22 protein-coding genes and 2 pseudogenes are annotated in these 24,862 nt (G+C 68.9%); 12 read left to right on the top strand and 12 right to left on the bottom strand.

The genetic code is table 11. The annotated features are described in order from the left end of the window. Window positions 1–128 precede the first annotated feature (128 nt). A complete protein-coding gene (locus ACQPZQ_RS35335) occupies window positions 129–2,270 on the top strand; it encodes an acetate--CoA ligase family protein (protein WP_433288173.1) in 2,142 nt (713 codons plus the stop codon). A 125-nt stretch (window positions 2,271–2,395) separates the two neighbouring features. Here ACQPZQ_RS35335 and ACQPZQ_RS35330 read toward each other — a convergent pair. Then, a pseudogene (locus tag ACQPZQ_RS35330) lies at window positions 2,396–2,767 on the bottom strand (transglycosylase family protein); the annotation flags it as partial. Between the two features lie 606 nt (window positions 2,768–3,373). On the opposite strand from ACQPZQ_RS35330, the gene ACQPZQ_RS35325 reads away from it, so the two are divergent. Further along, window positions 3,374–4,027 (top strand): helix-turn-helix domain-containing protein, encoded by a 654-nt coding sequence (locus tag ACQPZQ_RS35325; protein ID WP_433288171.1) that lies wholly within the window; start codon window positions 3,374–3,376, stop codon window positions 4,025–4,027. Between the two features lie 8 nt (window positions 4,028–4,035). On the opposite strand, the gene ACQPZQ_RS35320 is transcribed toward ACQPZQ_RS35325, so the two are convergent. After that, window positions 4,036–4,779 carry an SDR family oxidoreductase gene (locus ACQPZQ_RS35320; protein WP_433288169.1) on the bottom strand — a complete coding sequence of 248 codons (744 nt, stop codon included), beginning with the start codon at window positions 4,777–4,779 and terminating at the stop codon, window positions 4,036–4,038. 269 nt (window positions 4,780–5,048) lie between these two features. On the opposite strand from ACQPZQ_RS35320, the gene ACQPZQ_RS35315 reads away from it, so the two are divergent. After that, complete coding sequence (locus ACQPZQ_RS35315; RefSeq protein ID WP_433299509.1) at window positions 5,049–6,536, top strand: amino acid permease; 1,488 nt, start codon at window positions 5,049–5,051, stop codon at window positions 6,534–6,536. 139 nt (window positions 6,537–6,675) lie between these two features. Next, window positions 6,676–7,554: a hypothetical protein gene (locus ACQPZQ_RS35310; RefSeq protein ID WP_433288167.1), complete on the top strand. Its 879-nt coding sequence runs from the start codon at window positions 6,676–6,678 to the stop codon at window positions 7,552–7,554. A gap of 51 nt (window positions 7,555–7,605) precedes the next feature. On the opposite strand, the gene ACQPZQ_RS35305 is transcribed toward ACQPZQ_RS35310, so the two are convergent. Then, window positions 7,606–8,100 (bottom strand): hypothetical protein, encoded by a 495-nt coding sequence (locus tag ACQPZQ_RS35305; RefSeq protein WP_433288165.1) that lies wholly within the window; start codon window positions 8,098–8,100, stop codon window positions 7,606–7,608. 996 nt (window positions 8,101–9,096) lie between these two features. Here ACQPZQ_RS35305 and ACQPZQ_RS35300 point away from each other — a divergent pair. Both ACQPZQ_RS35300 and ACQPZQ_RS35295 read left to right on the top strand, forming a co-directional pair. Next, window positions 9,097–9,945, top strand: coding sequence for a helix-turn-helix transcriptional regulator (locus ACQPZQ_RS35300; protein WP_433288163.1), 849 nt, complete (start codon window positions 9,097–9,099; stop codon window positions 9,943–9,945). Window positions 9,946–9,995: 50 nt separating this feature from the next. After that, window positions 9,996–11,285, top strand: coding sequence for a threonine synthase (locus ACQPZQ_RS35295; RefSeq protein ID WP_433288161.1), 1,290 nt, complete (start codon window positions 9,996–9,998; stop codon window positions 11,283–11,285). 19 nt (window positions 11,286–11,304) lie between these two features. Here the strand turns inward: ACQPZQ_RS35295 and ACQPZQ_RS35290 are convergent, their stop codons facing one another. From ACQPZQ_RS35290 to ACQPZQ_RS35280, 3 genes are all read right to left on the bottom strand, one after another. Further along, window positions 11,305–11,694: a hypothetical protein gene (locus ACQPZQ_RS35290; RefSeq protein ID WP_433288159.1), complete on the bottom strand. Its 390-nt coding sequence runs from the start codon at window positions 11,692–11,694 to the stop codon at window positions 11,305–11,307. A gap of 76 nt (window positions 11,695–11,770) precedes the next feature. Further along, window positions 11,771–12,310: a hypothetical protein gene (locus tag ACQPZQ_RS35285; protein ID WP_433288157.1), complete on the bottom strand. Its 540-nt coding sequence runs from the start codon at window positions 12,308–12,310 to the stop codon at window positions 11,771–11,773. Continuing rightward, a complete protein-coding gene (locus ACQPZQ_RS35280) occupies window positions 12,277–13,572 on the bottom strand; it encodes a molybdopterin-dependent oxidoreductase (protein WP_433288155.1) in 1,296 nt (431 codons plus the stop codon). The genes ACQPZQ_RS35285 and ACQPZQ_RS35280 overlap by 34 nt, the downstream gene beginning before the upstream one ends. Before the next feature lie 167 nt (window positions 13,573–13,739). On the opposite strand from ACQPZQ_RS35280, the gene ACQPZQ_RS35275 reads away from it, so the two are divergent. Further along, window positions 13,740–14,399, top strand: coding sequence for a TetR/AcrR family transcriptional regulator (locus tag ACQPZQ_RS35275; protein ID WP_433288153.1), 660 nt, complete (start codon window positions 13,740–13,742; stop codon window positions 14,397–14,399). Between the two features lie 48 nt (window positions 14,400–14,447). Here the strand turns inward: ACQPZQ_RS35275 and ACQPZQ_RS35270 are convergent. Continuing rightward, a pseudogene (locus ACQPZQ_RS35270) lies at window positions 14,448–14,774 on the bottom strand (helix-turn-helix transcriptional regulator); the annotation flags it as partial. Continuing rightward, window positions 14,728–15,117, bottom strand: a complete 390-nt coding sequence (locus ACQPZQ_RS35265; protein WP_433288151.1) for a hypothetical protein — start codon at window positions 15,115–15,117, stop codon at window positions 14,728–14,730. The pseudogene ACQPZQ_RS35270 and the gene ACQPZQ_RS35265, both read right to left, overlap by 47 nt. 1,172 nt (window positions 15,118–16,289) lie before the next feature. On the opposite strand from ACQPZQ_RS35265, the gene ACQPZQ_RS35260 reads away from it, so the two are divergent. Next, on the top strand, window positions 16,290–17,408 hold the full coding sequence (locus ACQPZQ_RS35260) for an AMP-binding protein (RefSeq protein WP_433288149.1): 1,119 nt from the start codon (window positions 16,290–16,292) through the stop codon (window positions 17,406–17,408). A 9-nt stretch (window positions 17,409–17,417) separates the two neighbouring features. Here ACQPZQ_RS35260 and ACQPZQ_RS35255 read toward each other — a convergent pair whose 3' ends face one another. After that, entirely contained in the window at window positions 17,418–19,646 is a 2,229-nt protein-coding gene (locus ACQPZQ_RS35255; RefSeq protein WP_433288147.1) for a phosphotransferase, read from the bottom strand. A gap of 191 nt (window positions 19,647–19,837) precedes the next feature. On the opposite strand from ACQPZQ_RS35255, the gene ACQPZQ_RS35250 reads away from it, so the two are divergent. Next, the gene (locus ACQPZQ_RS35250; RefSeq protein ID WP_433288145.1) at window positions 19,838–20,458 is read left to right on the top strand and encodes a hypothetical protein; all 621 of its coding nucleotides are present in this window, start codon (window positions 19,838–19,840) and stop codon (window positions 20,456–20,458) included. Between the two features lie 32 nt (window positions 20,459–20,490). Here the strand turns inward: ACQPZQ_RS35250 and ACQPZQ_RS35245 are convergent, their stop codons facing one another. Then, window positions 20,491–21,414, bottom strand: a complete 924-nt coding sequence (locus ACQPZQ_RS35245; protein ID WP_433288143.1) for a LysR family transcriptional regulator — start codon at window positions 21,412–21,414, stop codon at window positions 20,491–20,493. Between the two features lie 275 nt (window positions 21,415–21,689). Between ACQPZQ_RS35245 and ACQPZQ_RS35240 the strand changes: the two genes are divergently transcribed. Both ACQPZQ_RS35240 and ACQPZQ_RS35235 read left to right on the top strand, forming a co-directional pair. Beyond that, window positions 21,690–21,902, top strand: a complete 213-nt coding sequence (locus tag ACQPZQ_RS35240; RefSeq protein ID WP_433288141.1) for an NUDIX domain-containing protein — start codon at window positions 21,690–21,692, stop codon at window positions 21,900–21,902. After that, window positions 21,899–22,165: a hypothetical protein gene (locus ACQPZQ_RS35235; protein ID WP_433288139.1), complete on the top strand. Its 267-nt coding sequence runs from the start codon at window positions 21,899–21,901 to the stop codon at window positions 22,163–22,165. Before ACQPZQ_RS35240 ends, ACQPZQ_RS35235 begins: the two co-directional genes overlap by 4 nt. A 20-nt stretch (window positions 22,166–22,185) precedes the next feature. On the opposite strand, the gene ACQPZQ_RS35230 is transcribed toward ACQPZQ_RS35235, so the two are convergent. Next, the gene (locus ACQPZQ_RS35230) at window positions 22,186–23,220 is read right to left on the bottom strand and encodes an FAD binding domain-containing protein (protein WP_433288137.1); all 1,035 of its coding nucleotides are present in this window, start codon (window positions 23,218–23,220) and stop codon (window positions 22,186–22,188) included. Between the two features lie 37 nt (window positions 23,221–23,257). Beyond that, on the bottom strand, window positions 23,258–24,004 hold the full coding sequence (locus tag ACQPZQ_RS35225) for an acetate uptake transporter family protein (protein ID WP_433288135.1): 747 nt from the start codon (window positions 24,002–24,004) through the stop codon (window positions 23,258–23,260). Window positions 24,005–24,261: 257 nt separating this feature from the next. Here ACQPZQ_RS35225 and ACQPZQ_RS35220 point away from each other — a divergent pair, with 257 nt between their 5' ends. Further along, window positions 24,262–24,777 carry a DsbA family protein gene (locus tag ACQPZQ_RS35220; protein ID WP_433288133.1) on the top strand — a complete coding sequence of 172 codons (516 nt, stop codon included), beginning with the start codon at window positions 24,262–24,264 and terminating at the stop codon, window positions 24,775–24,777. Window positions 24,778–24,862 lie beyond the last annotated feature (85 nt).

Raw genomic sequence — 24,862 nt, 5'->3', positions numbered from 1 at the left:
CCACGAAGGCAGGCAAGGCCGTTTCACTGGTGGAACGAGCGGTTGACACCGGGACCCGGTGCGGCGAAATCTCGCGACGGCGATCTTGAGCGGCAGCACGCCGCAAGCTCACCGACGAGCGGAGCAGCATGACCGACGAACTCGTGATGCGGCCCGACCCGCAGAAGAGGACCCCGACCGTGTCGAGCGCCCGTGACCCGTTGCACGCCGTGCTGGACCCAGGATCCGTGGCGATCATCGGAGCGTCCAGCGATCCGGACAAGGTCGGTGGACGCCCCGTCGACTACCTGCGCCGGTACGGCTTCGGTGGCGTCATCCACCCCGTGAACCCGCGCCGCGACGAGGTGCAGGGCCTGCGTACGGTGCCCAGCCTCGCGGCCCTCGACGAACCGGTCGACGTCGTGCTCGTCGCGGTACCCGGAGCGGCCGCGGTGGAAGCGGTGGAGGCAGCGGCAAAAGCCGGAGCCCTCGCGACGATCGTCATGACGGCCGGGTTCGGCGAGACCAGGAACCCCGAGGGCATCGCGCAGCAGCAACGGATGCTCACGGCGGCCCGGGCGGCCGGAATGCGCCTGTTCGGGCCGAACTCGCAAGGGTTGGCCAACTTCGGCACGGGTGCGGTCCTCGGGTTCTCCACGATGTTCGCCGAGCAGCCGCCACAGGACGGCCCGGTCGCCGTCATCAGCCAGAGCGGCGCGATGTGCTCGGTGCCCTACGGGCTGCTGAGGCGGCGCGGCATCGGTGTCCGGCACGCGCACGCCACCGGAAACGACGCCGACGTGACCGTCGGCGAACTGGCCACGGCGGTCGCGGCCGATCCCCAGGTCCGCCTGATCCTGCTCTACCTGGAGAACCTTGCCGACCCGGAGTCGCTGGCTGCTGCGGCCCGGGTGGCCCGCGAGCGGGACCTGCCGATCGTCGCGCTGATGGGCGGGCGCAGCGCCGCCGGGCAGCGCGCCGCGAAGTCGCACACCGGTGCGCTCGCCGGCGAGCGCCGCGTGATCGACGCCTACTTCGCCGAGCTCGGCATCCGGCGGGCCATGAGCATGCCCGAACTGGTCGACACGACGGAGTTGTATCTGCAGGACTGGCGCCCGCAGGGTCGGCGGCTGGTCGTCGTCAGCAACTCCGGTGCGGTCTGCGTCCTCGCCGCCGACGCGGCCGAGGACCGCTCCATGCCGCTCGCCGCTCTGTCCGCGGAGACCGAAGAGCGCGTCGCCGCGGTCCTGCCCGGCTTCGCCACCTCGGCGAACCCCATCGATGTCACCGCGGCGCTCCTCACCGACAGCGGGCTGTTCGGCCGCGTGCTGCCCCTGGTCGCCGAGGACCCGGCCGCCGACGCGTTCCTGCTCGGGATTCCGGTGGCGGGCAAGGGCTACGACGTCCCGCGGTTCGCGATCGACGCAGCCGAGTTCGCCGCGCGCACACGCAAACCCCTGGTCGTCGCCGCGCCGCAGGAGTCGGTTGCGGAGGAGTTCCGGCGCCGCGGCATGACCGTCTACCCGGACGAGTCGACCGCGATCGGCTCGCTCGACCACTACCTGGCACACGTCGAGTTGCGACGCTCGGTGCGAACGGAACCTCGTTCGTACGGGACCGGACCGGCGTCGGACGACCCCGTCACACTCGACCAGGCCGCCGCACTGGCGCGGCTCGCCGACGCAGGGATTCCCGTCGTGCGACATCACCTGTGCCGCAGCCGGGACGAGGCGGTCGCAGCGTTCACCGAGCTCGGGACGGGAGCCGTCGTCGCAAAGGGCTGTTCGATCGATGCGCCACACAAGTCCGAGCACGGCCTCGTCGAGCTCGGCCTGACCACACCCGACGCCGTCGGTGCTGCACACGAGCGGCTCACCGCGCGGATTCGGCACCTCGGGCTCGCGTTCGGTGGCGTGATCATCGCCGAGCAGGTCCGTGCCCTGCACGAGATGGTGGTCGGGGCTCGCCGCGACCCCACCTTCGGACCCGTCGTCCTCATCGGGCAGGGCGGGAAGTACGTCGAGTACCTCCCGGACGTTCAGGTCGTGCTAGCGCCGCTGGGGCGCGAACGGGCCCGGCAGGCGATCGGTGAGTTGCGGCTCGCCCGCGTGCTCGGCGGGGTCCGTGGAGAACCCGCCGCGGACGTCGACGCCCTCGCCGACCTGGCGGTGCGTGTGGGCGAGATGGTGGCGACCGACCCCGGCCTCGTCGCGATCGACGTCAACCCGGTCATGCTCCGGGCGGCCGGCGAGGGTGCCGTCGTCGTTGACGCGCTGGTCCTCACCGGGTGATCACCGAGCAGCAGCCGACCACATCTCAGCCGGTGCGCCCGGGCCCCGCCCGACCCCACCGACATCCCATCGGGAGTGGTGAGGGCCGGGGAGCCCGGGTGCGGGTACACCTCGGCTCAGCGCAGGCCGAGCTTGCTGGAGCACGCCGGCCACGCTCCCCAGCCCTGCGCAGCGAGGACGCGCTGGGCGACAGCGATCTGCTGGGCACGGCTGGCCTGGTGGGGCATGCCCTGGCCACCGAATCCTCGCCAGGTGCTCATCGTGAATTGCAGACCACCGTAGAAACCGTTTCCGGTGTTGGTCTGCCAGTTGCCGCTGCTCTCACACTGAGCGACTCGGTCCCAGAGGGAGGCCGGCGCAGCGTTCGCGGTCGGCGCAGCGTTCGCGGTTCCGGCGATGGCGAGCGGGATTCCGAGCGCAACTGCGCCGGCCACGGCCACGCGGAGGAGAGCTCGACTCTTGCGGGGTTTCGGGGTGTTCATTCTGATTTTCTCCATGGCGCACCCCGAGACGAACCTGCTGGTCAGCGGATTAGAGGCAGCCCGGAAAAATGGGGTCCAGGTGCTTCTTCGAGCCACGGGGTCGGCTCGATAAATGGCCGTCTCGGCCCAGTCCCGACGGGGGGTCGGCGGACCGGAACCGGGGACTGGGGGCGGTGCGACGGTTCCGGATGTTTTCCCGATCGCTCCTCTCCGGAACGACCGCCACATGAAGCTACGAGTTCCGTCCACATGATCGCTGGGTGACCAATCTCACCTGATCAAATGATCTGATCACTAGTTCTGTAAATTACCTGGTCGCAGCGCGAATGTGTGGAATCGATCACGGGGTCGGTTCGACAGATGAAATGCATTCATCTTGGAAGTAGTGATCCGGCGCACATGGCGGCCTTGTTCTGGATCTTTACCGGGTGCGGGATGGGTCGTCGCGACCTGATTCTGTCCGTGCCCTTGGCGGCGCCTACGTCAAGCGAGCGCCAACGGCAGCATCGCTGCTGGTAGCAGCGCTACTCCTGCCCCCGGTAGTCGACGGCGGATCGTAGGCTGAGGGGTTCCTGTGCCGCTCAGGAGCCGGCAGTCACGGGTGCAGTGGGGGGAGCAGGTATGGCCGAGGCGGGTCGGGACGACGGTGGACCGGGTGTGATCCGGTCGGCGTTCGGGTTGCTCGAACTGCTGCGCGTCCTCGGGCGGGCCCGGCTGGCCGACTTGACAAGGGAATCCGGGCTGCCTCGCACGACCGTGCATCGCCTGATGGGCCAACTGACGGCAGTCGGGGCGGTCGAACGCATCGACGCGCACTACAGGCTCGGTCCGAACCTGTTGACCCTCGGCCAGCACGTGACACCGCTCGAACGGCTGCGCGCCGTGGCGCAGCGGCCGCTGATCGAACTCGCTGCGGCAACGCCGGCCCATGTGGGCCTGCTTGCGATGGCGGCCACGGGACCGATCTACCTGGACGTGTTCCTGGGCAGGGGCCGGCTGCCGTTCCGTCGCGAGCCGGGTGAACCGGCGCCTTCAGGCTCGGCCGGGGCGCGCCTGCTGCAGTCGCGCGGGCGGGCCCTCGCCATCGACGACGGCTGTTCGATCGACGGTGTGAGCTGCGCTGCGCATGCGCTCCCACTGCCCGGCGGCGACGTCGCATGCGTCGGCGTGACAGTCCCGCTGCCACGGTTGCCTCGCGCGCTCCTCGCTCCTCTGCAGGCAACCACGAGCCGTATCGCGGCGCTGCTGGCCGTGCACCCGGCCGAGCCGATGTGAGCCCGGCGTCAGCTGGCCCGCAGTCCGCCGTCGATCATGAGGTCGATCGCGCACACACCGGTGTTGGTAAGCAGGAAGTCCGTGGCATCGACGATCTCGGCGATCGTGACGAGCCGGCCCAGCGGCGTGCGGGCGATGGCCGGGTGATCGGGCTGATCCCGCCACCGTGAGCTGTCGCCGACCACACCGGGGTGCAGAGCGTTGATCCGAATCGGCGCCAACTCCAGCGCGAGCGTGCGGACCAGTCCGCTGACGCCGGCGTTGAACGTGGTGACCATGGTGGAACCGGGGTAGGGCCGGTTTCGGGCCAATCCGCCGAATACCACTACCGACGCGGACGGCGTGAAACGCTCGCGCACCACCCGGATCGTCTCGGTGAAGCCGATCAGCTTCACCGTGACCGAATCCGCCGCGGCGTCGATGTCGAACGCCGCCAGGGTGTTTCGAGAGGTGTCGTTGGCTGCCGTGGCGAGCACGAGGTGGTCGACCGGTCCTATTCCGGACAAAGCACTTTCGATGCCGTGGGGGTCCGAGAGGTCGAGCGCGCGGCCGTGGATATCTCCCCCGATGTCGCGTGCCGCCTTCTCGGCGCGATCGGCACTGCGCGAAGTGAGCACGACGTGGTCACCGAGCGCGGCCCTGTTGCGGGCGATTCCCGAGCCCAGGCTGCCGGTGCCGCCGACAATCAGAGTGGAAGTCATGGGACGACGATAGGAAGACTTGTGGGGGGACTCCAGGTAGCGTCCGCTCAACGGACCTGTCGTCGGGTGGCCAACCAGCGTGATGATGCTGCCGAAAGCGGGCGGACGGCTCTGCTGTGTCGGCGTCGGCGCTAGCAGTAGCGCTGTCTTCGCTGGTCTACATTCGAAATGGATCGTAGGCGCGGCGGAAGCTGATCTTCACTCGGCGGCTGCTGTTCCGGCGCAATCACCGGTTCGCGAATTTCTTCCGCTGTCGAAGCGCGAGTCATTGATGCCTGGAGAAGGGAATCTTCTTGAGCCTGCATAGCGGTGCACCGGCCATCGGTGGCGGACGAGCGCGTGTCAAATCCGTCGAGCAGTCCATCGCCGATACGGACGAGCCGGGCACGAGGCTCCGCAAGGAGCTAGGGGTGCTGGATCTGGTGGGGTTCGGCGTTGCGGCTGTGGTGGGCGCCGGAATCTTCACGCTCACGGCGAGTACGGCGGGGAACGTGGCCGGACCGTCGGTGTCGCTGGCGTTCGTCATGGCTGCCGTCGCGTGTGGGCTCGCCGCGTTGTGCTACGCGGAGTTCGCCTCCACCGTCCCGGTGGCCGGCAGCGCGTACACGTTCTCCTATGCCACGTTCGGCGAGCTGGTGGCCTGGATCGTCGGCTGGGATCTGGTGCTGGAGTTCGCAGTGGCCGGCGCGGTGGTGTCCAAGGGATGGTCGCAGTATCTGGCCCAGTTCCTGGCGCAGGCCGGGGTGGCGATGTCCGCTGCCACGGTGTCGGTGGGCCCGGTCGAGCTCGACTGGGGCGCGCTGCTGATAGCCGTGGCTCTCACCTCGGTGCTCGCGCTCGGGGTGAAGCTGTCCAACAGGGTCAGCCAGGTCATCACCGCGATCAAGGTTCTGGTGGTGTTGCTGGTCGTCGTGGTCGGTGTCGGCTACGTCAAGGCGGCGAACTACAGCCCGTTCATCCCGCCGCCTGCCCGCGGGTCCACCTCGGACCATGCCGGTTCGTGGCTGCACCAGACGCTGCTGGAGAGACTGTGGAGCAGCGGGAGCAGCAGTTACGGCGTGGCCGGCCTGCTTGCGGCGGCGTCGCTGGTGTTCTTCGCGTTCCTCGGTTTCGACGCGCTGGCCACCAGCGCGGAGGAGGCCCGCAACCCACAGAAGGACATCCCTCGCGGCATCATCGGCTCGCTGGTGCCGGTGACGATTCTGTACGTGGCGGTCACGCTCGTGCTCACCGGAATGGTCAACTACACCGAGCTCGCTACTCGACCGGACGGCACTACGGCCACCTTGGCCACCGCATTCGCGCTGGACGGGATCAACTGGGCCGTCGTGGTCATTTCGTTGGGAGCGCTCGCCGGTCTGACCACCGTTGTGCTGGTGGCGATGTTCGGCCAGATCCGGATTCTGTTCGCGATGGCCCGGGATGGACTGCTGCCGCGCGGGCTGGCGAAGACCGGTTCCCGAGGGGTGCCGGTGTGGATCACGCTGATCGTGGGCGCGGTGGTGGCCGTCGTCGCAGCGTTGCTTCCCATCGGCGATCTGGCGGAGATGGTCAACATCGGCACCTTGTTCGCATTCGTGCTGGTGTCCGTCGGGGTGGTGGTGCTGCGGCGCAGCCGACCCGACCTGCCGCGTGCATTCCGTACCCCGTTGATGCCGATCATTCCGATCTTGGCCGTGCTGTCCTGCCTGTGGCTGATGGTCAACCTGAGTATCGAGACCTGGCTGCGGTTCGTGGTGTGGATGGTTGCCGGACTCGCGGTCTACTGCAGCTACGGCCGGAGCCACTCCAGGTTCGCCCGATTGTGAACACGGCGTGGGCTGCTTTCCGGTTCAGATCCGAGGCCGTGCTGTGGATCACTGGATTCGTCGAACCGCGACGGGCCACGGGCCCGTGTGAAGACGCGACCGGGTCGGAGCGACCGCCTACAGATCGAGGGATTTCCTGATGAAGCTCATCTCCGTTGTCCGGTACGGGGTCATCGCCGCCGCAGGCTTCGCCGCGCTCACCGCGTGCAGCCAAGGCGCCCCCGCCTCGCTGGCGCCGGTGGTGCAGCAGGCCCCCGTCGCGCCGACGCCCCTTGCGTTGCCTCCCCAGCAAGGGGACCAGCAGACGCTCGAGCCGCTGGGTCAGGTGCAGATCTTCCAGGAGGCGGCGCCCAGCTACGTGACACCGCCTGCCGGCCACAAGCCGGCCAGGACCATCCAGATGCAGGCGGCTTCCAGCCCCAAGGTCGGCACCTACGTCACCGACAGCGCCGGCATGACCCTCTACAAGTCCACCTCGGACAACACGAACCCTCCGCAGTCCAACTGCAACGGCCGTTGTGCCGAGGTCTTCCAGCCGATGCGGGTGGACGGCGCCGCGAAGATCTACCTGTCGGGGATCGACGCTTCCAAGGTCGGCGTGATGCAGCGGTCCGACGGCACCGTTCAGGTGACCCTCAACGGATCGCCGGTCTACTACTACTCCCAGGACCGACCCGGCCAGATCAACGGCCAGGGTGTCTCGAACACCTGGTCCGCCGTGACCCCGAAGGGCGGCAGCGCGGCCGTGCAGGTGTCGAGCAACGGGCGTTCGTCGAGCAACGCGCAGTCGTCCAGCAACGGGCAGTCGTCGAGCAGGTCTGGCGGATCCTCGACGGGTTACGGACAGTCGGGTGGCTCGTCGGGCTACCAGGGCTACGGGCAGTCCTCGGACAGGCAGTCGCAGGGGAGCGAGATTGCTTCTGCTGCCCCGTCGCCGGCCTACGGGCGGTCGTCGGGTGGGTACTCGTCGGCCGGGCAGCCCAGCCGCAGCAATGGTTCTGCCTACACGCAGAACTGAACTGATAGGCCAGAACGCCGGCCGCGGACGCGGTCGGCGTTCTCGCGTGCGTCAGTGCGGGCTCAACCGCGGTCGCATGCCAGCGACAACGCGACAGGTGGTGCACAGATCGCTGTGCTCGCTCGGGACCTCGGGCGGCACCGTGATCTCGCCCCCCGTGATGTGCTCGGCGACGCACCACAGCGTGTGCAGATCGTTCTCGGCGAAGAACAGGGCGTCGGCCTCGAAGGTGGTGAGGCCGAGCAGATCACGCGCGACGCCGCGGATCTCGCGTCCGTCGGTGAGCCTGCGTGCGGAGTCGGCACCGTGCCACTGGGATACCGGGTCGGTGATGGGTTCCCAGTCGAGGGCGAGACCTTCGTGCCGGACGACAGTGCCGGCGAGGCAGTGCGAGGTGCCGCAGCCGGGGCGGCGGAGGGCCCAGAAACGTTGTTCGTGCTCGTCGCGGTGGGCGGTGACGTACTCCAGTTCCTTCCGCAGCCGGGCGACGTCGATGTCGGGAGCAGCGAGCTTCGACAAGCGGTCGGGTCGGGGTTGAGTGCGCATCCGAGTGCTCCTTCGGTTTCGGCCAGGAGTGCGGTCTTCGGCCCCGCTACCGGCGGACGTCCGGTGCGTGCGCGCTGGTCAGTGTTGCGCAGAATCGCCGCAAGGTCATGCGGAAACTCTGATCACGTCGGCGTGCAGACCGTCGCGATGGGCAGGCTCCGGTCCTCTTCGTGCAGTCTGCTCGATCCGTGCGTACCTCGGTGTTCTGCTTAGCGTCAGCAATAGCAGAAGTGCAGTCCTCGGCTGTCGACCTTCCGAAAGTACGATGAGTGTGACGATGACGGTTGGACTGCGCGGCGATCCGGGGCGAGGTAGCTGTCTTTGCGAGCGTGCCATCCCGCGAATCGAAAGGAATGCCTGTGACACGATCCCGAGTAAATTGCACGAGGAGGTCGAGTTCTTCGGACGCGTTGCCGGAAACGGCTGCCGGGGGAGCCGAGAACGCGTGCCCTGTTGCATCGATGTCACGGCGGCGGAAGCCGGGACGCGGAGCGTGGCGGGGTTACAGGGGTGGAGTGTCGTCGGCCGCACGCGGTCCAGGACCAGTGCGCTGGGGCAGGGCCTGAGTCGTCAGCCCCGGACGAGCCTGAGCGCGGGTTCGCATCCGATCGACGGATCCCCGCGAGACAGGGCACGTGGCAGCTCATTCTCCTGCGCCCCGACCTGCGGAAGTATCGGCGCCACCCCTCTCGGGTCGAGAGATGCTGCGACGGACCGAAGAGTCCGCCACGGTCGAGGACCTGAGCTGTGCGCCACGGGTGCCTTCCCCTTCGCATGAGGAGCCGGTTCCGTCATCACCACCCACCGTTTCTCTCCGGCAGGACATGCCCGGAGAGGCTCCCGGCCGCTTACCGAGGGGCCCGATATCGCATTTGGCCGCCGGATCCGCACCTCCGGTCGGGACCGATTGCACATCGTGCCCGTCGGGGGAGCAGCCCGAGGAGACCTATCCGCAATCGAGGTCATGGCCCCCTATCAGCGTGCGTCGCACGAATCATGAATTCTGATGCGCAACGACGGCGTCAACTGGGCGAGTTCCTCAGAATCCGGCGGTTGCGGCTCACCCGCGCCGATCTGGGTCTGCCCCCCATCGGCAGGCGAAGCATCGGGCTTCGCCGCGAGGAGGCTGCCGCCCTGTCCGGCATGAGCATCACCTGGTACAGCTGGCTCGAGCAGGGACGCGATACCCGACCGTCCCGGAACGTGCTCGACTCGCTAGCCCGTACGTTTCGCCTGTCGGTCGCCGAGCATGCCTACATCCTCACGCTGGCCGGGTATGCCGCTCCTCCACCGACCGAGGACAAGATCCCCCGGCGCACCCCCGTGCACGCGCGAAGGTTGCTTGCCGTGCTGGACGACCTTCCGGCATACGTCGCCTCCTCGGACTGGCAGATCGTGGGGTGGACCAGAATGCTCGAGGCGATCTACCCCAACGTCGCGACCGTTCGGGAAGCTGACCGGAACGAGCTGTGGCTCATGTTCACCGATCCGGACGTGCGCGAGTTGATGCACGACTGGGAAGCCGCCGGGCGACGCCTCGCAGCCGACTTCAGAACCGAAGTCGGTCCCCGGCTGACCGACCCGCCGGTCTCCCGCCTGATCGGCAGGCTCTCCGCCGCGAGCGACCTCTTTCGGTCCTGCTGGGAGGATCACGAGGTCCGCGGCTTCACCCCCAGGAGATCCTTGATCCACCATCCCGTCGCCGGTGATCTCCACCTCTGGCTCCACCGGCTGGCCCCCGCAGGGCATCCCCACCTGCACATGGTGATCTGGATACCGGACCTGACCACGGACACCCGCGAACGACTGGCTCGGGTGGTGCAGGGCCGCAGTTGTGTGGGCTAGGGTGCCCCGCACCACCCTCGCCGGCGCCGGGTTCGTCGTTTCATCGCTTCATGATCGGAAGAGACCGGATCGCGACGGAGTTCCCATTGGTCGTGAACGCCACATCCTCGACCGGTCCCGACCAGTTCTCCACGCTCTCGCACCTCGAGTGTTCGCGTGACGGTTCCCGACACGACGCCGACGTGGTGCAGGGGACGTCCCCGCTCGGCGCCCCGCTGCTGGCCCGTTACGACCTCGAACGGGCGGCCGCGACCGTCACCCCGGCCCGGATCGCGACACGCGCACCGGATCTCTGGCGTTACCACGAGCTGCTTCCGGTGCGGGATCCCGCGCACGTCGTCACCCTCGGCGAGGGCATGACCCCGCTGCTGGACCTGCCCCGGCACGGCGCCCGTATCGGTGTGCCGACGCTGCGCATGAAGGACGAGGGGCTCGTCCCGACCGGCGCGTTCAAGGCCCGCGGTGCCGCGGTCGGCGTGTCACGTGCCGCCGAGCTGGGCGTCACCGGCATCGCGATGCCGACCAACGGCAACGCAGGCGCGGCATGGGCCGCCTATGCGGCGCGGGCCGGAATGCGGGCGCTGGTCACGATGCCGGTCGACGCGCCCGTGATCACCCGCCGGGAGTGTGTGGTGACCGGTGCGGAGCTGTACCTGGTGGACGGCCTGATCGGCGACGCGGGGGCGTTGATCAAGGCTGCGGTGGCGGAGCGTTCCGGTTACCAGGACACCTCGACGCTGCGTGAGCCCTACCGGCTGGAGGGCAAGAAGACGATGGGCTACGAGATCGTCGAGCAGCTGGGCTGGCGGGCGCCCGACGTCATCCTCTATCCCACCGGAGGCGGGGTCGGGATCATCGCGATCCACAAGGCCCTGCTGGAGCTGCGCGAGCTCGGTTGGCTCACCGGCGACCTGCCACGGTTGGTCGCGGTGCAGGCCGCCGGATGTGCGCCGATCGTCGAGGCCTTCCACGCCGGGCTCGACGAGAGCAGCCCGCCCGCCGACGCGCACACCGTCGCGTTCGGGATCACGGTGCCCAAGGCGCTGGGTGACTTCCTCGTGCTCGACGCGGTGCGTTCGACCGGGGGCACGGCCGTGGCCGTCACCGACGAGGAGCTGCTCGCGGCGCAGGGCGCGCTGGCCCGCGACGAGGGCTCCTGGGTGTGCCCGGAGGGTGCGGCCTGTTTCGCGGCGGTCGCACAGCTGCGGGAGTCGGGGTGGCTCACCGGCGCCGAGGACGTGGTGGTGCTCAACACCGGTACCGGGCTGATCTATCCGGACACGGTGCCCGTGGACGTCCCGGTGCTGGCGAAGACCGGCGCGATCCCCGCGATGCCGTGAGAGACCGCTCCTCGGCGGCTCAGCCGCTGAGGAGCGCTCGCACCTGTGTGGCGTAGGCCGCGCGCGTCTCCGGGGTGGTGAGCTGCTGCTCGGACCCGCTGTAGGAGAGCACGAACGGCCCGATCCGCTCGACGCTGTCGCCGAGCCCGTCGGCGAAGTGCACCGCGGTCGAGTCGTCGCGCATCTGGTACACCGACACCGCATCGGTGGTGATGAGCTGCACGCAGCCTGCGGAGGTGCACGACTCGGTGTTGTCCCGTTGACGGCCCACCGGGAACTCTGTGTTCAAGTTGTCGACGACTTGCTGAGCGGACGGCCCTGTGGATCGACTCGCATCGGCCAATCCACACCCGGCGATCAGTGCGAGTGCGGCGACCGCGGTCAGCACGGCGTATCCGATCCGGATCATGTCTTGATCACTCTTGATCATCGCCGTATCTGCCGCCGTGTTACGCAGAGCGAGCAGGCGGATACATAAATTCCGGTTACGTCGTGCGTCCGGGCACGGTGCCCGCTGGTGGCCCGCTGTCACGGTCGGGCGGGCGGCGGGTGAGCAGTAGCCGTGCCCCGTACACCAGGGCGGAGGCGACGAACAGCGCCGCGACCAGCCAGAGCCAGCGGCCCAGGTAGGGCTGTTGGTCGAGGCCGGTGGCTGCCAGGTGGGTCGCCCCGCCCTGGCGGATGATGCCGGGCAGGAACATCAGCAGGGTCAGGCCCGCGCCCAGGGCGGGGATCCGGATGTGGTTGACGAGCGGCACGCGCGGGCGCGGCAGGCGGGCGAGGGTCGCGGTGATAACCCGGTCGGCCCCGGCGTACAGCGGGAACAGCACCAGGTCGTGGATCACCGCGGCACCGACGAACCACACGAGCACGGTGAGCAGCGTCGGATCGCCGAGCAGGAACGACGCCGCGTAGCCGGCGAGTGCGAAGCAGGCCAGCAGCAGCGCGAGATGGCCGGGATGGGCGCCGTAGCGACGGTGGAACGGGATCATCACGCGGCCCGGAAGTCGATCGAGCGGACCCACTTCGTGCAGTGCACGCCGGGCAGGGCGGGGACGATGACACGGGCCGGGAAGCCGTGGTCCGTGCTGAGATCGGCGCCATTGACCCGCAGGGCGAGCAGCGAGTCGGGATCGAGGACCTGGCCTGCCGACAGCGTGGCCCGGCCGAACGGGCCGGGGTCGAGCGAGTCGACGAACGCCGATGCCGGGTTCGGAACTCCGGCGAGCGTGGCGAGATCGCGCAGTCGCACCCCCGTCCAGGTCTGCACTGTCGACCAGCCCTCGACGCAGGCGATCGGGAGCTGCGCTGTGTGCAGGGGCAGCGGGCCGTTTCCGGAGAGGAGCATCTCCCGGTCCAGCCGCTGTGCGACCTCGCCGGCGCGGAGGTCCAGCCGCCAGGACGGCCCGGTGGCGGCGGGATGGATCGTGGCGGCAGCGGCCGTTCGGTTCACCGGGAAGTCGTTGGCTCCGGCATCGGCACCGCCGGGGTTGCGGCTGCGGGGGAGCAGGAGCGCGAGGGGACGCAGCGGGCCGCCGACCGTCTCGCCGGCCGTCAGTGCGGCGACGAACAGCGCCCCGCCGCCGACGAGGGCAAGCGCTCCCCGCCGGCTCATCGTGGGCGCCGCGGGTGCGGCCGGGACGAGCCCGATATCGCCGTCGGGCTCCTCGGGCCGGGTGTCGGCGAGCGGCGTGCGCAGTTCGGCACGCAGAGACCGGGAGCGCAGCGACCGGACCATCGTGGGCAGCTTGAGGGAGACATGGGTGACGAACGCGGCGATGAACACCCACGCCCCGAGGTAGTGCCCGGTGTAGAAGCTGAAACCGAAGGCGTAGTCGTACTGGATGTTGAGCAGTCCGGTGACGATCTCGAAGAGGATGCTGCCGACGAGCAGCAGCAGCGACGCGCGCTCGAGCAACTGCGCGGGGGTGCGCACCGGCGGCCAGGCGAACAGCTTCGGGATGACCGACCAGAGCTTCGCCGCCACGACCGGTACGACGACCAGCCCCAGCCCGACGTGCAGCCCCTGGGTCAACCGGAACAACCACGACGGGCGGGTCGGCCAGTCGAAGACCGGCAGGTGCAACCAGCCGACGTCGCCGGGGATGCTCTGGCCGGGCCCGTAGGCGACGTAGTCGAGCAGGCCGGTGATCACCACCAGGGGCAGCGCTGCGAGCAGCACGGCTCCGAACACCGAGGTCAGCCACGGGCCGCGCAGCGGGCTGCGGAACCGGATGGGAGGTCCGGCGCGTCGGCGCGAACGTGGGCCGCCCTGCAGGAGCGTCATCGAGGTCCCTTCGAATGGTGTGGGCGCTCCAAATTACGACGGCGGCTGCGGCGAATCGGCCGTCCCGGCCGATCGGTAAGAGAGCCCTAAGGGCGGTGCTCGCCGACCCGTGACCGACTCGCCTCGCTCGAGCTCGATCGGTGGGTCCAAAAGTAGGATCGGGTCCCGTGAGTACAGACGGGGTCGTGTCCGAGGAGCCGCGTCTGACGCGCAAGGGCCGGGCAACCCGGGAGCGGATCGTCACCACGGCGGCTGGGCTGATGTTCGACCATGGTGTCGCCGGTACGAGCATCGAGGACGTCCAGGCCGCGGCCGGGGTCAGCAGCTCCCAGATTTATCACTACTTCCGCGACAAGCGGGCGCTCGTTCGTGCCGTGATCGCGTGTCAGACGGATGCGGTGCTCGGCGCCCAGCAGCCTCTCCTGGACCGGCTGGACAGCGTGGAGGCCCTGCGGAAGTGGCGCGATCTCCTGGTCGGGCTCCAGCGCGAGCGCCACTACGAAGGAGGCTGTCCGATGGGCTCGCTGGCAGGCGAGCTCGCCGAGACGGACCCAGCTGCCCGAGCGGCTCTCGCCGCCGGCTTCGGCACGTGGGAATCGGCGATCCGGGCGGGGATCCAGGCGATGCTCGACCGCGGCGAGCTGCCTGAACATGCCGATCCTGAACGCCTGGCCAGGGCGTTGCTTGCGGCTCTGCAGGGCGGCCTGCTGCTCACCCAGGTTCGCAGGGACACCGCCGGGCTGGAGGCCGCACTGGACACGGTGATCGACCACATCGCCTCGCTTGCGGCGGCGGTGAGCGCCGGCACCTCGCAGCACGTGGGGTGACCTCGCAACCCCCCGGCGGGCTGCGAGGACGCACGACGGGCTGCGACGTCGTGATAGGTGCCACTCGACCGTGCGCGGGCTGATGAACAGCCGGGAAGCGATCTCGGCATTCGTGAGGCCGTCGCCGGCGAGGCGGGCGATCTGAACCTCCTGGGCGGTGAGATCGCCGGTGGTGCTGACACTGCGCTTTCTGACGTGCTCGCCGGTGGCCGGCAGTTCGCGTTCGGCGCGCTGGGCGAACGCCTCCATCTCCATCGCGGTGAACACGTTGTGGGCGGTGCGCAGCTGCTCGCGCGCGTCGAGCCGACGGCCCGCGCGGCGCAGCCATTCACCGTAGAGCAGCTGGGCACGGGCGAGCTCGCCCCGGACGCGCGTAGGCCACGCCGATCCCCTCACCCCGGCGTGCCGCCTCATCGAGCGTGGCCTCGATGAGCGCGGTGCCCTCGGCTTCACGGCGCTGCCAGGCGACGAGTGCGAGGGCACCGTAGGGCGCGAGGTGGCTCCCGGTCGCCTCGGTGACGGTCTCCAACTCCTCGATCAGCGACGCTGCGGCGCCCAGCTCGCCGACCCACACGTGCACGCCGATGCGCATGGACAGCGCGAGTGGGAGCGCGGTGAGTGCGCCGGCACCCCCGGCGAGCTCGAGGCGCCCGGCTGCCGCCTGCCCGAAGGGCATCGAGCAGCTGATCGAGCGCCACACGCTCGTCGTGACGGCCACGCAACACCTGCCAGCACCGCCTTCTCGTTCCTCGCCGCGCCCCACCCCAGGAATGTCCGAAGCCGTCTGAAACGGCAGCCCACCACGCTCCGGAACAAGCTACGCGAACTGCGATCGCACGACGTTCTCTCGTGCCTGTGAAGGATCATCATGCTGCCCGCGAACTGCGACGCGAAAACGGGACGAATGCGGCTCGGGGCCGGCCGGGTCCATGCGTCCGATTCTGTGGCCAGGATGGCCGGAACTGCGTGACAGAGCCCGCGAACGAGGGGCAGATTGATGTCATGGCGATCAGCGCGAACTGGGCGGGCACATGATCACCACTTCGACGCTCGAGCACATCGGCGTCGGGCGGTCCGCTATCGGCCGAGAACCGCTTCGAGGTGGCCGGCATCGCTGTGCGGCCCGGTGCAGGGGCGTACCTGAGCGTTCTCGAGGCCGGCATCATCCGAACCGGCGATTGAGGTGGGGCTCGGTCGGCGTTCTCGCGGCTGCGGCACGGTCTTCGGCGCGCGATCATCCCCTTCGTCGGCACTGTGGTGATCTGGTGGCGGCGCATTTCCGACATGTCCAGCTTCATTTGAATGGTGACATGTCACAAATGGCGGTGGGTCGAAATTCGAGGGGTGCATGGCTGAAAGTGTGTGGCAGAATGACCTGGCAGGGATGGGATTGATGGTGAGTCAATCGCGCGGAGGGCAAAGGAAGGGTCAGGCCTCCGTCGCCTCGTCCCGTGAGTCGGTAAAGGGGAGCGTGATGAGCAGGGCCAGCTCACTCCACCTCGGGTGGAGGTCGTCGGAGATTGCGATCCGCATGCACCCGCGTTGAGCGGGGAGGTCGATCCGAAATAGCTCGCCATCGCGATCTGCACCACATGATGCGGCGTTTGCCGACGACGCCACCGGCCCGCTGATCCTGCAGTCCGCATTTCGGGCCGAGCTTCTTGTCGCACTCGCTCTCCTGTCTGGTCGGTGCTGTCCGACCAGTGCGGAACGATAGGACTGAGCTACCGATCGGCCTTCCGGTAAGCCATTCCGATCCGATGGGGAAGTCGGTGGCGGCCGGATTCGGGTCCTTCGAACCTGCCCTTGCCTCGGCTCGTCAGGCATAATCATTTCCATTGCGTGTGCGGCCGCGGCCGCCGGGGCTGACGAAAGTCGCAGCCATCCGTAGTGCCAAGCTCGGGGAGATCTTCTGTGTTCGATTTCGGCATTCGTCCACCAGATGCGCTCGCAGCGAAGTACCGTTCCGCGGGAGTGTGGCGCGATTCCGGGCCGCTGAGCGACCTCCGTCGATGGCGCGACGAAACGCCGGAGGGGGTGGCGGTCAGGGCGTACCGGTCGGGCGTGCAACCGGAGCAGGTCAGTTTTGCCGAGTTCGCCGGCCGGGTGGAGCGGTTCGCCGGTGCCTTGTACGAGTTGGAGGTCCGGCCCGGAGACGTGGTCGCGCTGCAGTTGCCGAACTTGTGGCAGACAAGTGCGCTGATGCTGGCGGTGGCGCGGCTGGGCGCGATGCTGGTGTCGATCACCACCGGGATCGTGGCGCGTGAGCTCGAACAAGTGCTGGACCGGGTGGGGGCGAGCGTCTGTATCACGGTCGACCGATGGTCGGGGTTCGGCCATGCCGGGGCGTTGCGGGAGATGGCTCCGCGGTTGCCGTGGCTGCGACACCGGGTGGTCCTGGGAGGGCTCGCCAGCGAGGAGGAGATCGAGTTCGGCTCGTTCTTCGAGGACACGCGGTGGGAACAGTGTCATCCGGTGGCTCTGGACGACGCCCACGAGGATCCGGACCGGGTCGCGGTTGTCTCCTTCACCTCCGGTGCATCGGGCGAGCCGATAGGCGTGCTCCACACGTGGAACACCCTCCACGCCCGTTCGTCCGGATGGGCGGGTGCAGGCCGCTCCGGCAGGCCGGACGTGGTGTTCACGCCGCACGACCTGATGAACGTGACCGGGAATCTCGCCCTTCTCTCCTCCCTGCTGACCGGTGGTTGTGTGGTGCTTCTCGATGACTGGTCGGGGGAGAACGGTCTGGCTCTGCTCGCCGAGACCGGAGCGACGGTGTTCCTCGCCGCACCCGCTTTCGTCGACGACATGATCACGGCCGCGCGGGGAAAGCCCCAGCAGTTGCAGGCGCTGCGCACGGTCCTGTGCGGCGCGACAGCCGTTCCGAACAGGCTTGTTCGTGAGGTGCGGTGTGTGTTCGGGATCCCGCTAGGACCTGCATGGTCGATGACCGACGTGGGGATCGGCGATCCGGTCGTTCCGAGGGGATGTGGGAAACCGGGGTGACGGTGGCCCCTATCGGTGGTGCGCTCTGTCGACGGGTTCGAGCACGGCGTCGCGCAGCACCATCCGCACGTTGCGCCGCATCCACACCGGGTTCGCCGCGAACCTGGCCGACTTCTCGATGCTGAGCGCCACGACGTGCAGCCATCCGAACAGGACGAGCGCTCTGGGGTGGAGTGGGTCCGCGCCGAGCCTGCGTTGCAGATCGGCGAGCTCGCCTGCGTACGGGCCGCCGTCGGCCGACCAGCGAACGACGACGGCTCCGAGCTCCTCCGGGCCCGCCTGCACGGCGGCGATCAGGCGGAACGCCACCGGGTCGAGCATGGTCGGCCCGGCCGGGTCGCCCTGCTCCCAGTCGACCACGCCGCAGATCTCACCGTCGTCGGCGACGATCACATTGGGCGCGGTGTAGTCGCCGTGCGTCCACCCGAGCGCGACCCGGCGGTCCCGCAGCTCCTCGATCAGGAGCTGCTCGACCTGGTCGATGCGGTCGTGGTCGGCGCGAGGCACGTGCTGCCGCACCACGGCGGCGCGCCGGCTGATCCACCGGGCGAGGTGCTCGTCGGTGGCCGGGGTCGCGTATGCCGTGCGCCGGTGCAGGTCACTGATCGTCGCGACGGCATCCGCGGCGAGCCGCTCCTGGACGGCTGCGTCGGTGATGTCGGTGGCGGGCCTGCCGGGGAGTCGTGTGTGGCGTGCGTAGCTGATCCCGCCTGCGTCTCCGTCGGAGATGAGCTCGGGCACCAGCCTGCGCCAGCTGCCGACGCGTGGGTTCGCGTGCAGGGCGAGCAGCGTGGTGCATTCCCGCGTGAGCGCCTCGCGGCTGACGGGGGTGGCGGCCACCTTGAGCACGGAGTCCGTGCCGTCCGGGTGCCCGACCGCAACGACGAGCCCCTGCGATCCACCGGACAGGATCCGGGATGTGCCCCAGTCGCCACCGGACAGGACCTGCCCGCCGGCCGCATAGCGGAGACGCGCGAGCAGCCGCGCATGCCGGACCGCGCTCAGTGGCGCATCGAGCTGCGGGGGTAGCCAGGTGGCCCGCAGGACGAGCACGACGGTTGCCACCAGGCTCTGACCCACGAGCCACGCCGTCGCGATGCCGATGAGTCCCCATTGGGGCACGAGGATGAGCGAGAGCCCGATCGTGATCGTCGCGACCGCCGCCGGCACCACGAACAGCACGGCGCCGCGTTTCCGGGCCCTGGCCATGCTGATGGCCGAGGTGGTGACGATGCCGGGGATCGCGGACAACGCGGCGATGCGCAGTGCGGTGCTGCCGAGGTCTGCGTACTCGGGTCCGAAGATGCGGAGGACGAGCGGGGCCGTCACTTCGATCACGACGACGGCCGGCAGCAGGATCGTCAGCGCTCGGCGCTCCATGTCGCGCCGAGCCGTGGGTGCTCCTTCCGGCGCCGCGACGGCCTGTGGGGTGAGGGCGTGGCCGATCGTCGACGAGACGAGGTGGAGCGAGAACCCGATCGTCCAGACGATGCCGTAGACGGCCGCGTGCACCGGACCGATGACGACCAGGACCAGCAGCGGCAGCCCGTGGACGGCGGCCGACCAGAGCAGCCGCCCGGCGTGGTCGAGTCCGGACTGCCGCACGGGCTCGGTCTCACGGTCGGGCAGTGCTCGGAGGAAGAGGTAACCGACGGCGCAGGCCACGACCGCTGCCACGGCCAGCGCCCAGGTGAACGTCGATCCATCCTGCAGCGCCCAGACGACGGCGATGGCCAGCAGCATGATCTTGAGCAGTGCGAGGACGACGTTCCCCACCGGCAGGGATCCGCCCCGGGCGGCGGCCGCCACCACGGAGTCCTGCAGCGCGAAGAAGGACCAGATGATCGTCGCGGGTATGAAGAACTCCAGCAGCGGCACCCGCCCGGCGTACCCGAGGAGTTCAGGTGCCCAGAAGCTCGCACCGGCGACGACGGCCACCGCGCCTCCCGCCATGAGCATGGCGCTGACGAGGTAGGCCCGTCCGATCCGCCGGTGGCCGTGCCGTCCGGCCGCGGAACGATGCAAGGCCTGGTTGAGGTTGAGCTGCGCGATGCCGGTGAGCAACTGCATGGTGGACAGCGCGACGACGATGACGCCGACCATGGCTGCCGGGTAGAGCCGGGCGGCCACGAGCCAGAACGCGAATCCGGCCACGGCGGTCGACGCGACGCCGACGACAGGGGCGGCGCCGTCCGCGTGCGCGGTCGCCGTCCTGTGGCGCAACCATGTGCCCGTCATGTGATCGGCAGCCCGTATCGAACCGGACACAGATCAGCGCGATGTCCCGTCGACAAATACACGGGCGGGACCGTAGCACCACCACGAGATGAACAATGTGCAAAATCAGGAAGAATGCAGGAAGCGCCCGAGTAGGGGACCCTCCGGCGCCTGGCCTTGTAACTGGTTCGAGTGACGCATCCCCTTTCGGGATGCTGCCACGAGACCGCTTGTCGCCGAGCCTCACCCGATGTGATCAAGAAAGCATCATCATCAACGGTGGTGCGCCCGGAAATGATCACAATGCGCCGATGTGGGATCACCGCGATCATCGACGACGTGACGGACCGGTAGCGGGCGCGGCCGGTTCGATCAACCGACCGCCCACCGGGGGCTTCGCCGTCGCCTTGCGGGATCACCTCCTCTGTGATGACTCGAGTGGGGTTCGGCGGCGGAACGCCAATATCATCGATACCGGCAAAAGGGCCCTGGTCGGGCTTGCCACACGGCGCGTCGCTGCTGTCGCGGCGCACCCCATGGTCCCGTATCTCGGACAAGGTGCTGCCCAGGCGATCGCGGACGCCGCGGTGCTCGCGCGCTGCCTCGTCGATGGCGACACCGACGTCCAGAAGGCGTTGCGCGTCTACCAGGACGTGCGGATCGAGCGGGCGACGGCGGTGCAACTGGGCAACCGGGACCGGGCGGGCATCAACCGTCTGCCCGACGGGCCGGAGCAGCGGGCGAGAGACGCCGAGTTCGCAGGCCAGGACCCCCTGCGCCACGACGATTGGCTCTACGGGCACGACGCGGAGGAGGCAGTCATCGGGGCCTGACTCGGGTGCGTCCCTCCATCCGGCACACAGGGTCAGATGTTGGAGGCGAGGGCCGCGACCCGTTCACGGAGCCAGTGGTGCGCGGGGTCGCTGTGCATGACGGGGTGCCAGTACATGTGCTCGACGATCGGATCGATGGGGATGGGCGTGGACAGCATCCGTAGATCACGCCTCAGGTGTGCCTGTCGCAGCAGCCGTCTCTGCACGAAGCCGAGGAACTGGGTGCCCGGCAGCAGCAAGGGGACCAGCGCGAAACTCAACGTGGTCAGCGCAACCCGCGGTTCGATGCCCAGGGTGGCCAACTGTGCGTCGATGAGGGCAGGACCACTGTTTTCGTCGTGGTATCGGACATACGAGAGCCGTTCGATCGCTTCCCGATCGAGGACGTCACCGATCTCGCGGTTCTCTTTCCACACCACCGGCACGTACTCCTCGGTGAACAGCTCGCGGTGCTGGATATGCGGCATACGCGAGGTCATGGCCTGTCGGGGAACCACGGCGAGATCGATCTGCGCGCGCTCGATCGCGACGGAGGTGGCCAGGTTGACGGGCACCACGTTCACCCTGACGCCAGGGGCCTCCCGGTAGAGCTCTTCGAGAAGCGGCCGTAGCAGCACGAGGGTGACGTAATCGCTCGCCGCGATCGTGAATGACCGAATGTCGTTCTCCGGATCGAACGCCGGTGTGATCGCCAACAGGTGCTCGAGGCCCGCGAGTACGTCGTGCACCGGTTCGAGGAGCGCTTGTCCCATCGGCGTCAGTTCCAGTACCCGGCCGTGGCGTACGAGCAGCGGGTCGTCGAACAGCCGCCGTAGCCGCGCCAATGCCGAGCTCATCGCCGGTTGGCCGATTCCGATCGACTCCGCTGCCCTGGTCACGTGTCGCTGATCGAGCAGGGCGGCGAGGGCGGGAATCAGATTCAGGTCGGCGCGACGCAGCACAGTCGAGGCCTCCATGAGCGCAAAGCATGCCAGCCGTCCCTGCGTCACGGGATTGATCAGGATGCACGGCATCGTCGGCAGTTTTGCGCCCGAGTATCCGGAACCCCGCCGCGGTGGTGCCATTCGGCGATCAGCCCACAGGGCGCTCGATCGAGATCGCGAACGCCGGGCGACCGCTCCGTGTGGATTGTTCTCCTCACGCTTTATGGAGGTTGCTGAATGGTGAACTCTTGGTGTCCAGATATTGACCTCCCGATGTGGCCGGGCCGCCACGGGTGGACGGTGGGCCAGTGGCTCGCGAGGAGTTCTTTCACGACCGGTCTGCGCCGCCGGCGAACTCGATCGCGCCCACCGCCTTTGCCGCGGTGCAGGACGAACGAGGTCGCATGCTGCTGGTGCGCCGGACCGACTCGGGCAACTGGGAGCTGCCGGGCGGGCGCGTCGAGGTCGGCGAATCGGCCATTGCGCCGTTGAACGCGAAGTTGCCGAGGAGAGCGGCGTGAGCATCCGCGTGACTCGGCTCGTGGGGGTGTTCACCGATCCCGGGCACGTCATGGTCTACCCGGCCACCGGTGAGGCGCGCCAACAGTTCGCGGTGTGCTTCCACGCGGAACCGCGGTGTGGTGAGCCCCAGCCTGACCACGACGAGACCTGTGACGCCGCCTGGGTCGACCCCGCCGAACTCTCGCGCCTGCCGATCCACCCCAGCATGCGGAAGCGGATCGTGCATGCGCTCACCCGGCCGCACACTCCGCACGCCGACTGACGGGGGCGCGGGAGACGGCGTCACAGGGGCGCCGGCGTTCCTGCGCCCACGACGACCGGGGCCGGGGTCGCTGTTCGGTCCCCGACCAGTTCGAGCAGCGTGGCGATCATGGTGGTGCGGACGAGGGGGAGCATGAACGCGTTGCCGGGCGGTGGTTGCGCGGCGGCGAGTTCGGCCGTGGCCGCATTGCGGATGCTCGCCCGCGTTGCCGGTGCGCCGCACAGAGCTGCTTCGGCCACCGTCGCCCGCCACGGCTTGGGCGCCACGCCACCGAGCGCGATACGCACGTCACGCACCACCCCACCGGTGACCTCGAGCGCGGCGGCAACCGAGGCCTGCGCGACCGAGTACGAGGCCCCACCGCGCACCCTGCGGTATCGCGACTTCGCGAAGGCAGGCGGCGGCAGGTCGACGGCGATGATGAGCTCCCCGTGCTCCAGCACGGTGTCGCGTTCCGGCTCGTCTCCTGGCAGCCGGTGCAGCGCGGTCAGCGGGATCGTGCGTTCCCCGTCCGGGCGCCGGGTGCGCACCACCGCGTCGAGCGCGGTCATGGCAACAGCCATGTCCGACGGATGCGTGGCCGCGCACGCGGAGGAACCGCCGAGGATCGCCAGCTCGGGATGACGGCGCTCGCGCGCCGCGCAGCCCGACCCCGGCTCGCGCTTGTTGCACCCCGATGTCACGTCCTGGAAGAACGCGCAGCGGGTGCGGTGCAGCAGGTCCCCGCCCGTGGTCGTGGCGTTGCGTGGCCGGCCGGGGACACCCGCCGGCAGGGCCTCGCACAGCAACGGATAGCGCTGCCGGACCCGTGGGTCGGCCGCCAGTTGACGGGCGGGGACCGAAGCGCCGATCCGCAGGCCACCGTCCGGCAGTTCCTCGACGCGATCGGAGGTCAGGCTCCGCACATCGACCAGCAGATCGGGCGTCGCCACGTCGAGTCGCATCAGGTCGTCGAGGTCGGTGCCGCCGACCAGATAGGCCCCGTGGGGCGCATCGGCCAGCATCGTCACGGCCTCCGTGACGTTCTCCGGGCGGTGGTAGCGAAACGGCTTCATCCGGTCATGACCTCCACATCGGCTGCGCCGGCACGGGCTACTGCCCGACCTTGACGCCGGGCTCGCCTGCGGCGTACTGGATCGGGTTGCTGGTCAGGACGTCGGCGGCCTGCAGGGTGTGTCGCTTTCCGGTGGGCAGGACGGGCCGGTTGAAGGCGGCTTCGAGTATCAGTGCGGCGGCGAGGTACCAGGCGATGAGGGCGCTGATGATGAGCAGGTAGGCGCCGATGACCAGCACGGTGGGGGTGGCGGCGAGCAGGGCGATGGCCAGGAGTGTGGAGCCGGCGGCGAGCATGACCAGCAGGGCGGTGAGTGCGGTGTTGTCGGCGGTGGCGGCGATGGCGCCGACCCAGGTGATGGCGGCGAGGACGACGAACCAGAGTCCGAAGGCTCCGGGTGCGCTGCCGCTGCCGGTGGTGGCTGGTGGGAGGGCGCCGAGTGCGATGAGCAGGGTGTAGAGGCCGTAGGCGATCCAGAAGGATCCCCAGATGCCGTGGATGGCGGTGGCGATGGCGTCGCGGGCGCGGTAGGCCCACATGCCGGCGAGGAATTGGGCGATGCCGCCTGCGGTGAGGGCGAAGGGGAACAGGACCAGGGGGGTGTCGGTGCTGCCGTACCAGCCGGCCAGGTTGGCGGCGACCATGAAGGTGGCGGCGGCGAAGCCGAACAGTCCGAGGATGGATGGTGCGGCGACCGGTGACAGCACGATGGTGCTGTGGTCACGCCAGAAGGCGTGGTCGGCGGTGTCGGCGTCGGCTGTGCGTCCGTTGGTCTTCGTGCTCACTTCTCCTCCAGATTTTCGCGATCTTCGAGATATGTGGACTTCTCCCCGACTCGTGATCATTTGCCGGGATCGTGCATCTGTGGCAGCGTCTCTTTCCCGTCGTGGCGGTCGCACCCGTGAAACTCCCGGTGCGATGCCCCGGGCGGTGCCCCAGGGATGGGCCCCGTGTCGCGGGACCCGGGGTTGAGGTGACGCGGAGGCATGTCACCCGCGCTTCCGGCACATCATTGGAGGTCACGATCGTTCTCGACCCCCCGATGGGGACGTACGACCACCTGCAGGGCGTACTCAGCTCGGAGTTCTCACTCCTCGAGTACGGCGATTTCGAGTGCCCGTACTGCCGCAGGGCGGCCCCGGTGATCCGAGAGCTGAAGGAGCGGCTCGGCGAGCGCATGGTCTTCGGGTTCCGTCACTTCCCGCTGGCCGGGATGCATCCCTTCGCCCTGCCGGCCGCCCTCGCGTCGGAGGCTGCGGCCGTCAAGGGCCGGTTCTGGCCGATGTACGACCGGCTCATCTCGGGTGACGAGCCGCGGCTGCGGCAGGAGGACCTGCGCCGCTACGCGGACGAGATCGGCGTCCCGCCCGACCACGTGGTGTGGCCCGCCACCCAGTTCGTGGAGGATCGGGTGGAGGCCGATTTCAACTCGGGTGTCCGCAGTGGGGTGCGGGGCACTCCCACGCTGTTCGTCAACGGCAAGCGGTATCACGGGACCGTGTCCGTCGGCGACCTGCTGACAGCGATCGAGAAGTCCGCCGGGCACGCCGAAAAATAGCGGGGCGACGCGGAAAACCGAACCGCACGATTCGAGAAGAGTTCCTGGCCGGGATCACTTGTTGTGCCCGCAGGATCATGTTCAT

The sequence above is a fragment of the Pseudonocardia sp. CA-142604 genome (genome assembly GCF_050948475.1).
GTDB lineage: Bacteria > Actinomycetota > Actinomycetes > Mycobacteriales > Pseudonocardiaceae > Pseudonocardia > Pseudonocardia alaniniphila.
This window is presented reverse-complemented; position numbering and strand designations above follow the sequence as displayed.

Excerpts from the sequence above, each read along its gene's own strand:
- ACQPZQ_RS35335 (WP_433288173.1), top strand. The coding sequence starts at position 129 with ATGACCGACGAACTCGTGATGCGGCCCGACCCGCAGAAGAGGACCCCG.
- ACQPZQ_RS35325 (WP_433288171.1), top strand. The coding sequence starts at position 3,374 with ATGGCCGAGGCGGGTCGGGACGACGGTGGACCGGGTGTGATCCGGTCG.
- ACQPZQ_RS35310 (WP_433288167.1), top strand. The coding sequence starts at position 6,676 with ATGAAGCTCATCTCCGTTGTCCGGTACGGGGTCATCGCCGCCGCAGGC.
- ACQPZQ_RS35305 (WP_433288165.1), bottom strand. The coding sequence starts at position 8,100 with ATGCGCACTCAACCCCGACCCGACCGCTTGTCGAAGCTCGCTGCTCCC.
- ACQPZQ_RS35300 (WP_433288163.1), top strand. The coding sequence starts at position 9,097 with ATGAATTCTGATGCGCAACGACGGCGTCAACTGGGCGAGTTCCTCAGA.
- ACQPZQ_RS35295 (WP_433288161.1), top strand. The coding sequence starts at position 9,996 with ATGATCGGAAGAGACCGGATCGCGACGGAGTTCCCATTGGTCGTGAAC.
- ACQPZQ_RS35290 (WP_433288159.1), bottom strand. The coding sequence starts at position 11,694 with ATGATCCGGATCGGATACGCCGTGCTGACCGCGGTCGCCGCACTCGCA.
- ACQPZQ_RS35280 (WP_433288155.1), bottom strand. The coding sequence starts at position 13,572 with ATGACGCTCCTGCAGGGCGGCCCACGTTCGCGCCGACGCGCCGGACCT.
- ACQPZQ_RS35255 (WP_433288147.1), bottom strand. The coding sequence starts at position 19,646 with ATGACGGGCACATGGTTGCGCCACAGGACGGCGACCGCGCACGCGGAC.
- ACQPZQ_RS35250 (WP_433288145.1), top strand. The coding sequence starts at position 19,838 with ATGCTGCCACGAGACCGCTTGTCGCCGAGCCTCACCCGATGTGATCAA.
- ACQPZQ_RS35245 (WP_433288143.1), bottom strand. The coding sequence starts at position 21,414 with ATGGAGGCCTCGACTGTGCTGCGTCGCGCCGACCTGAATCTGATTCCC.
- ACQPZQ_RS35230 (WP_433288137.1), bottom strand. The coding sequence starts at position 23,220 with ATGAAGCCGTTTCGCTACCACCGCCCGGAGAACGTCACGGAGGCCGTG.
- ACQPZQ_RS35220 (WP_433288133.1), top strand. The coding sequence starts at position 24,262 with ATGGGGACGTACGACCACCTGCAGGGCGTACTCAGCTCGGAGTTCTCA.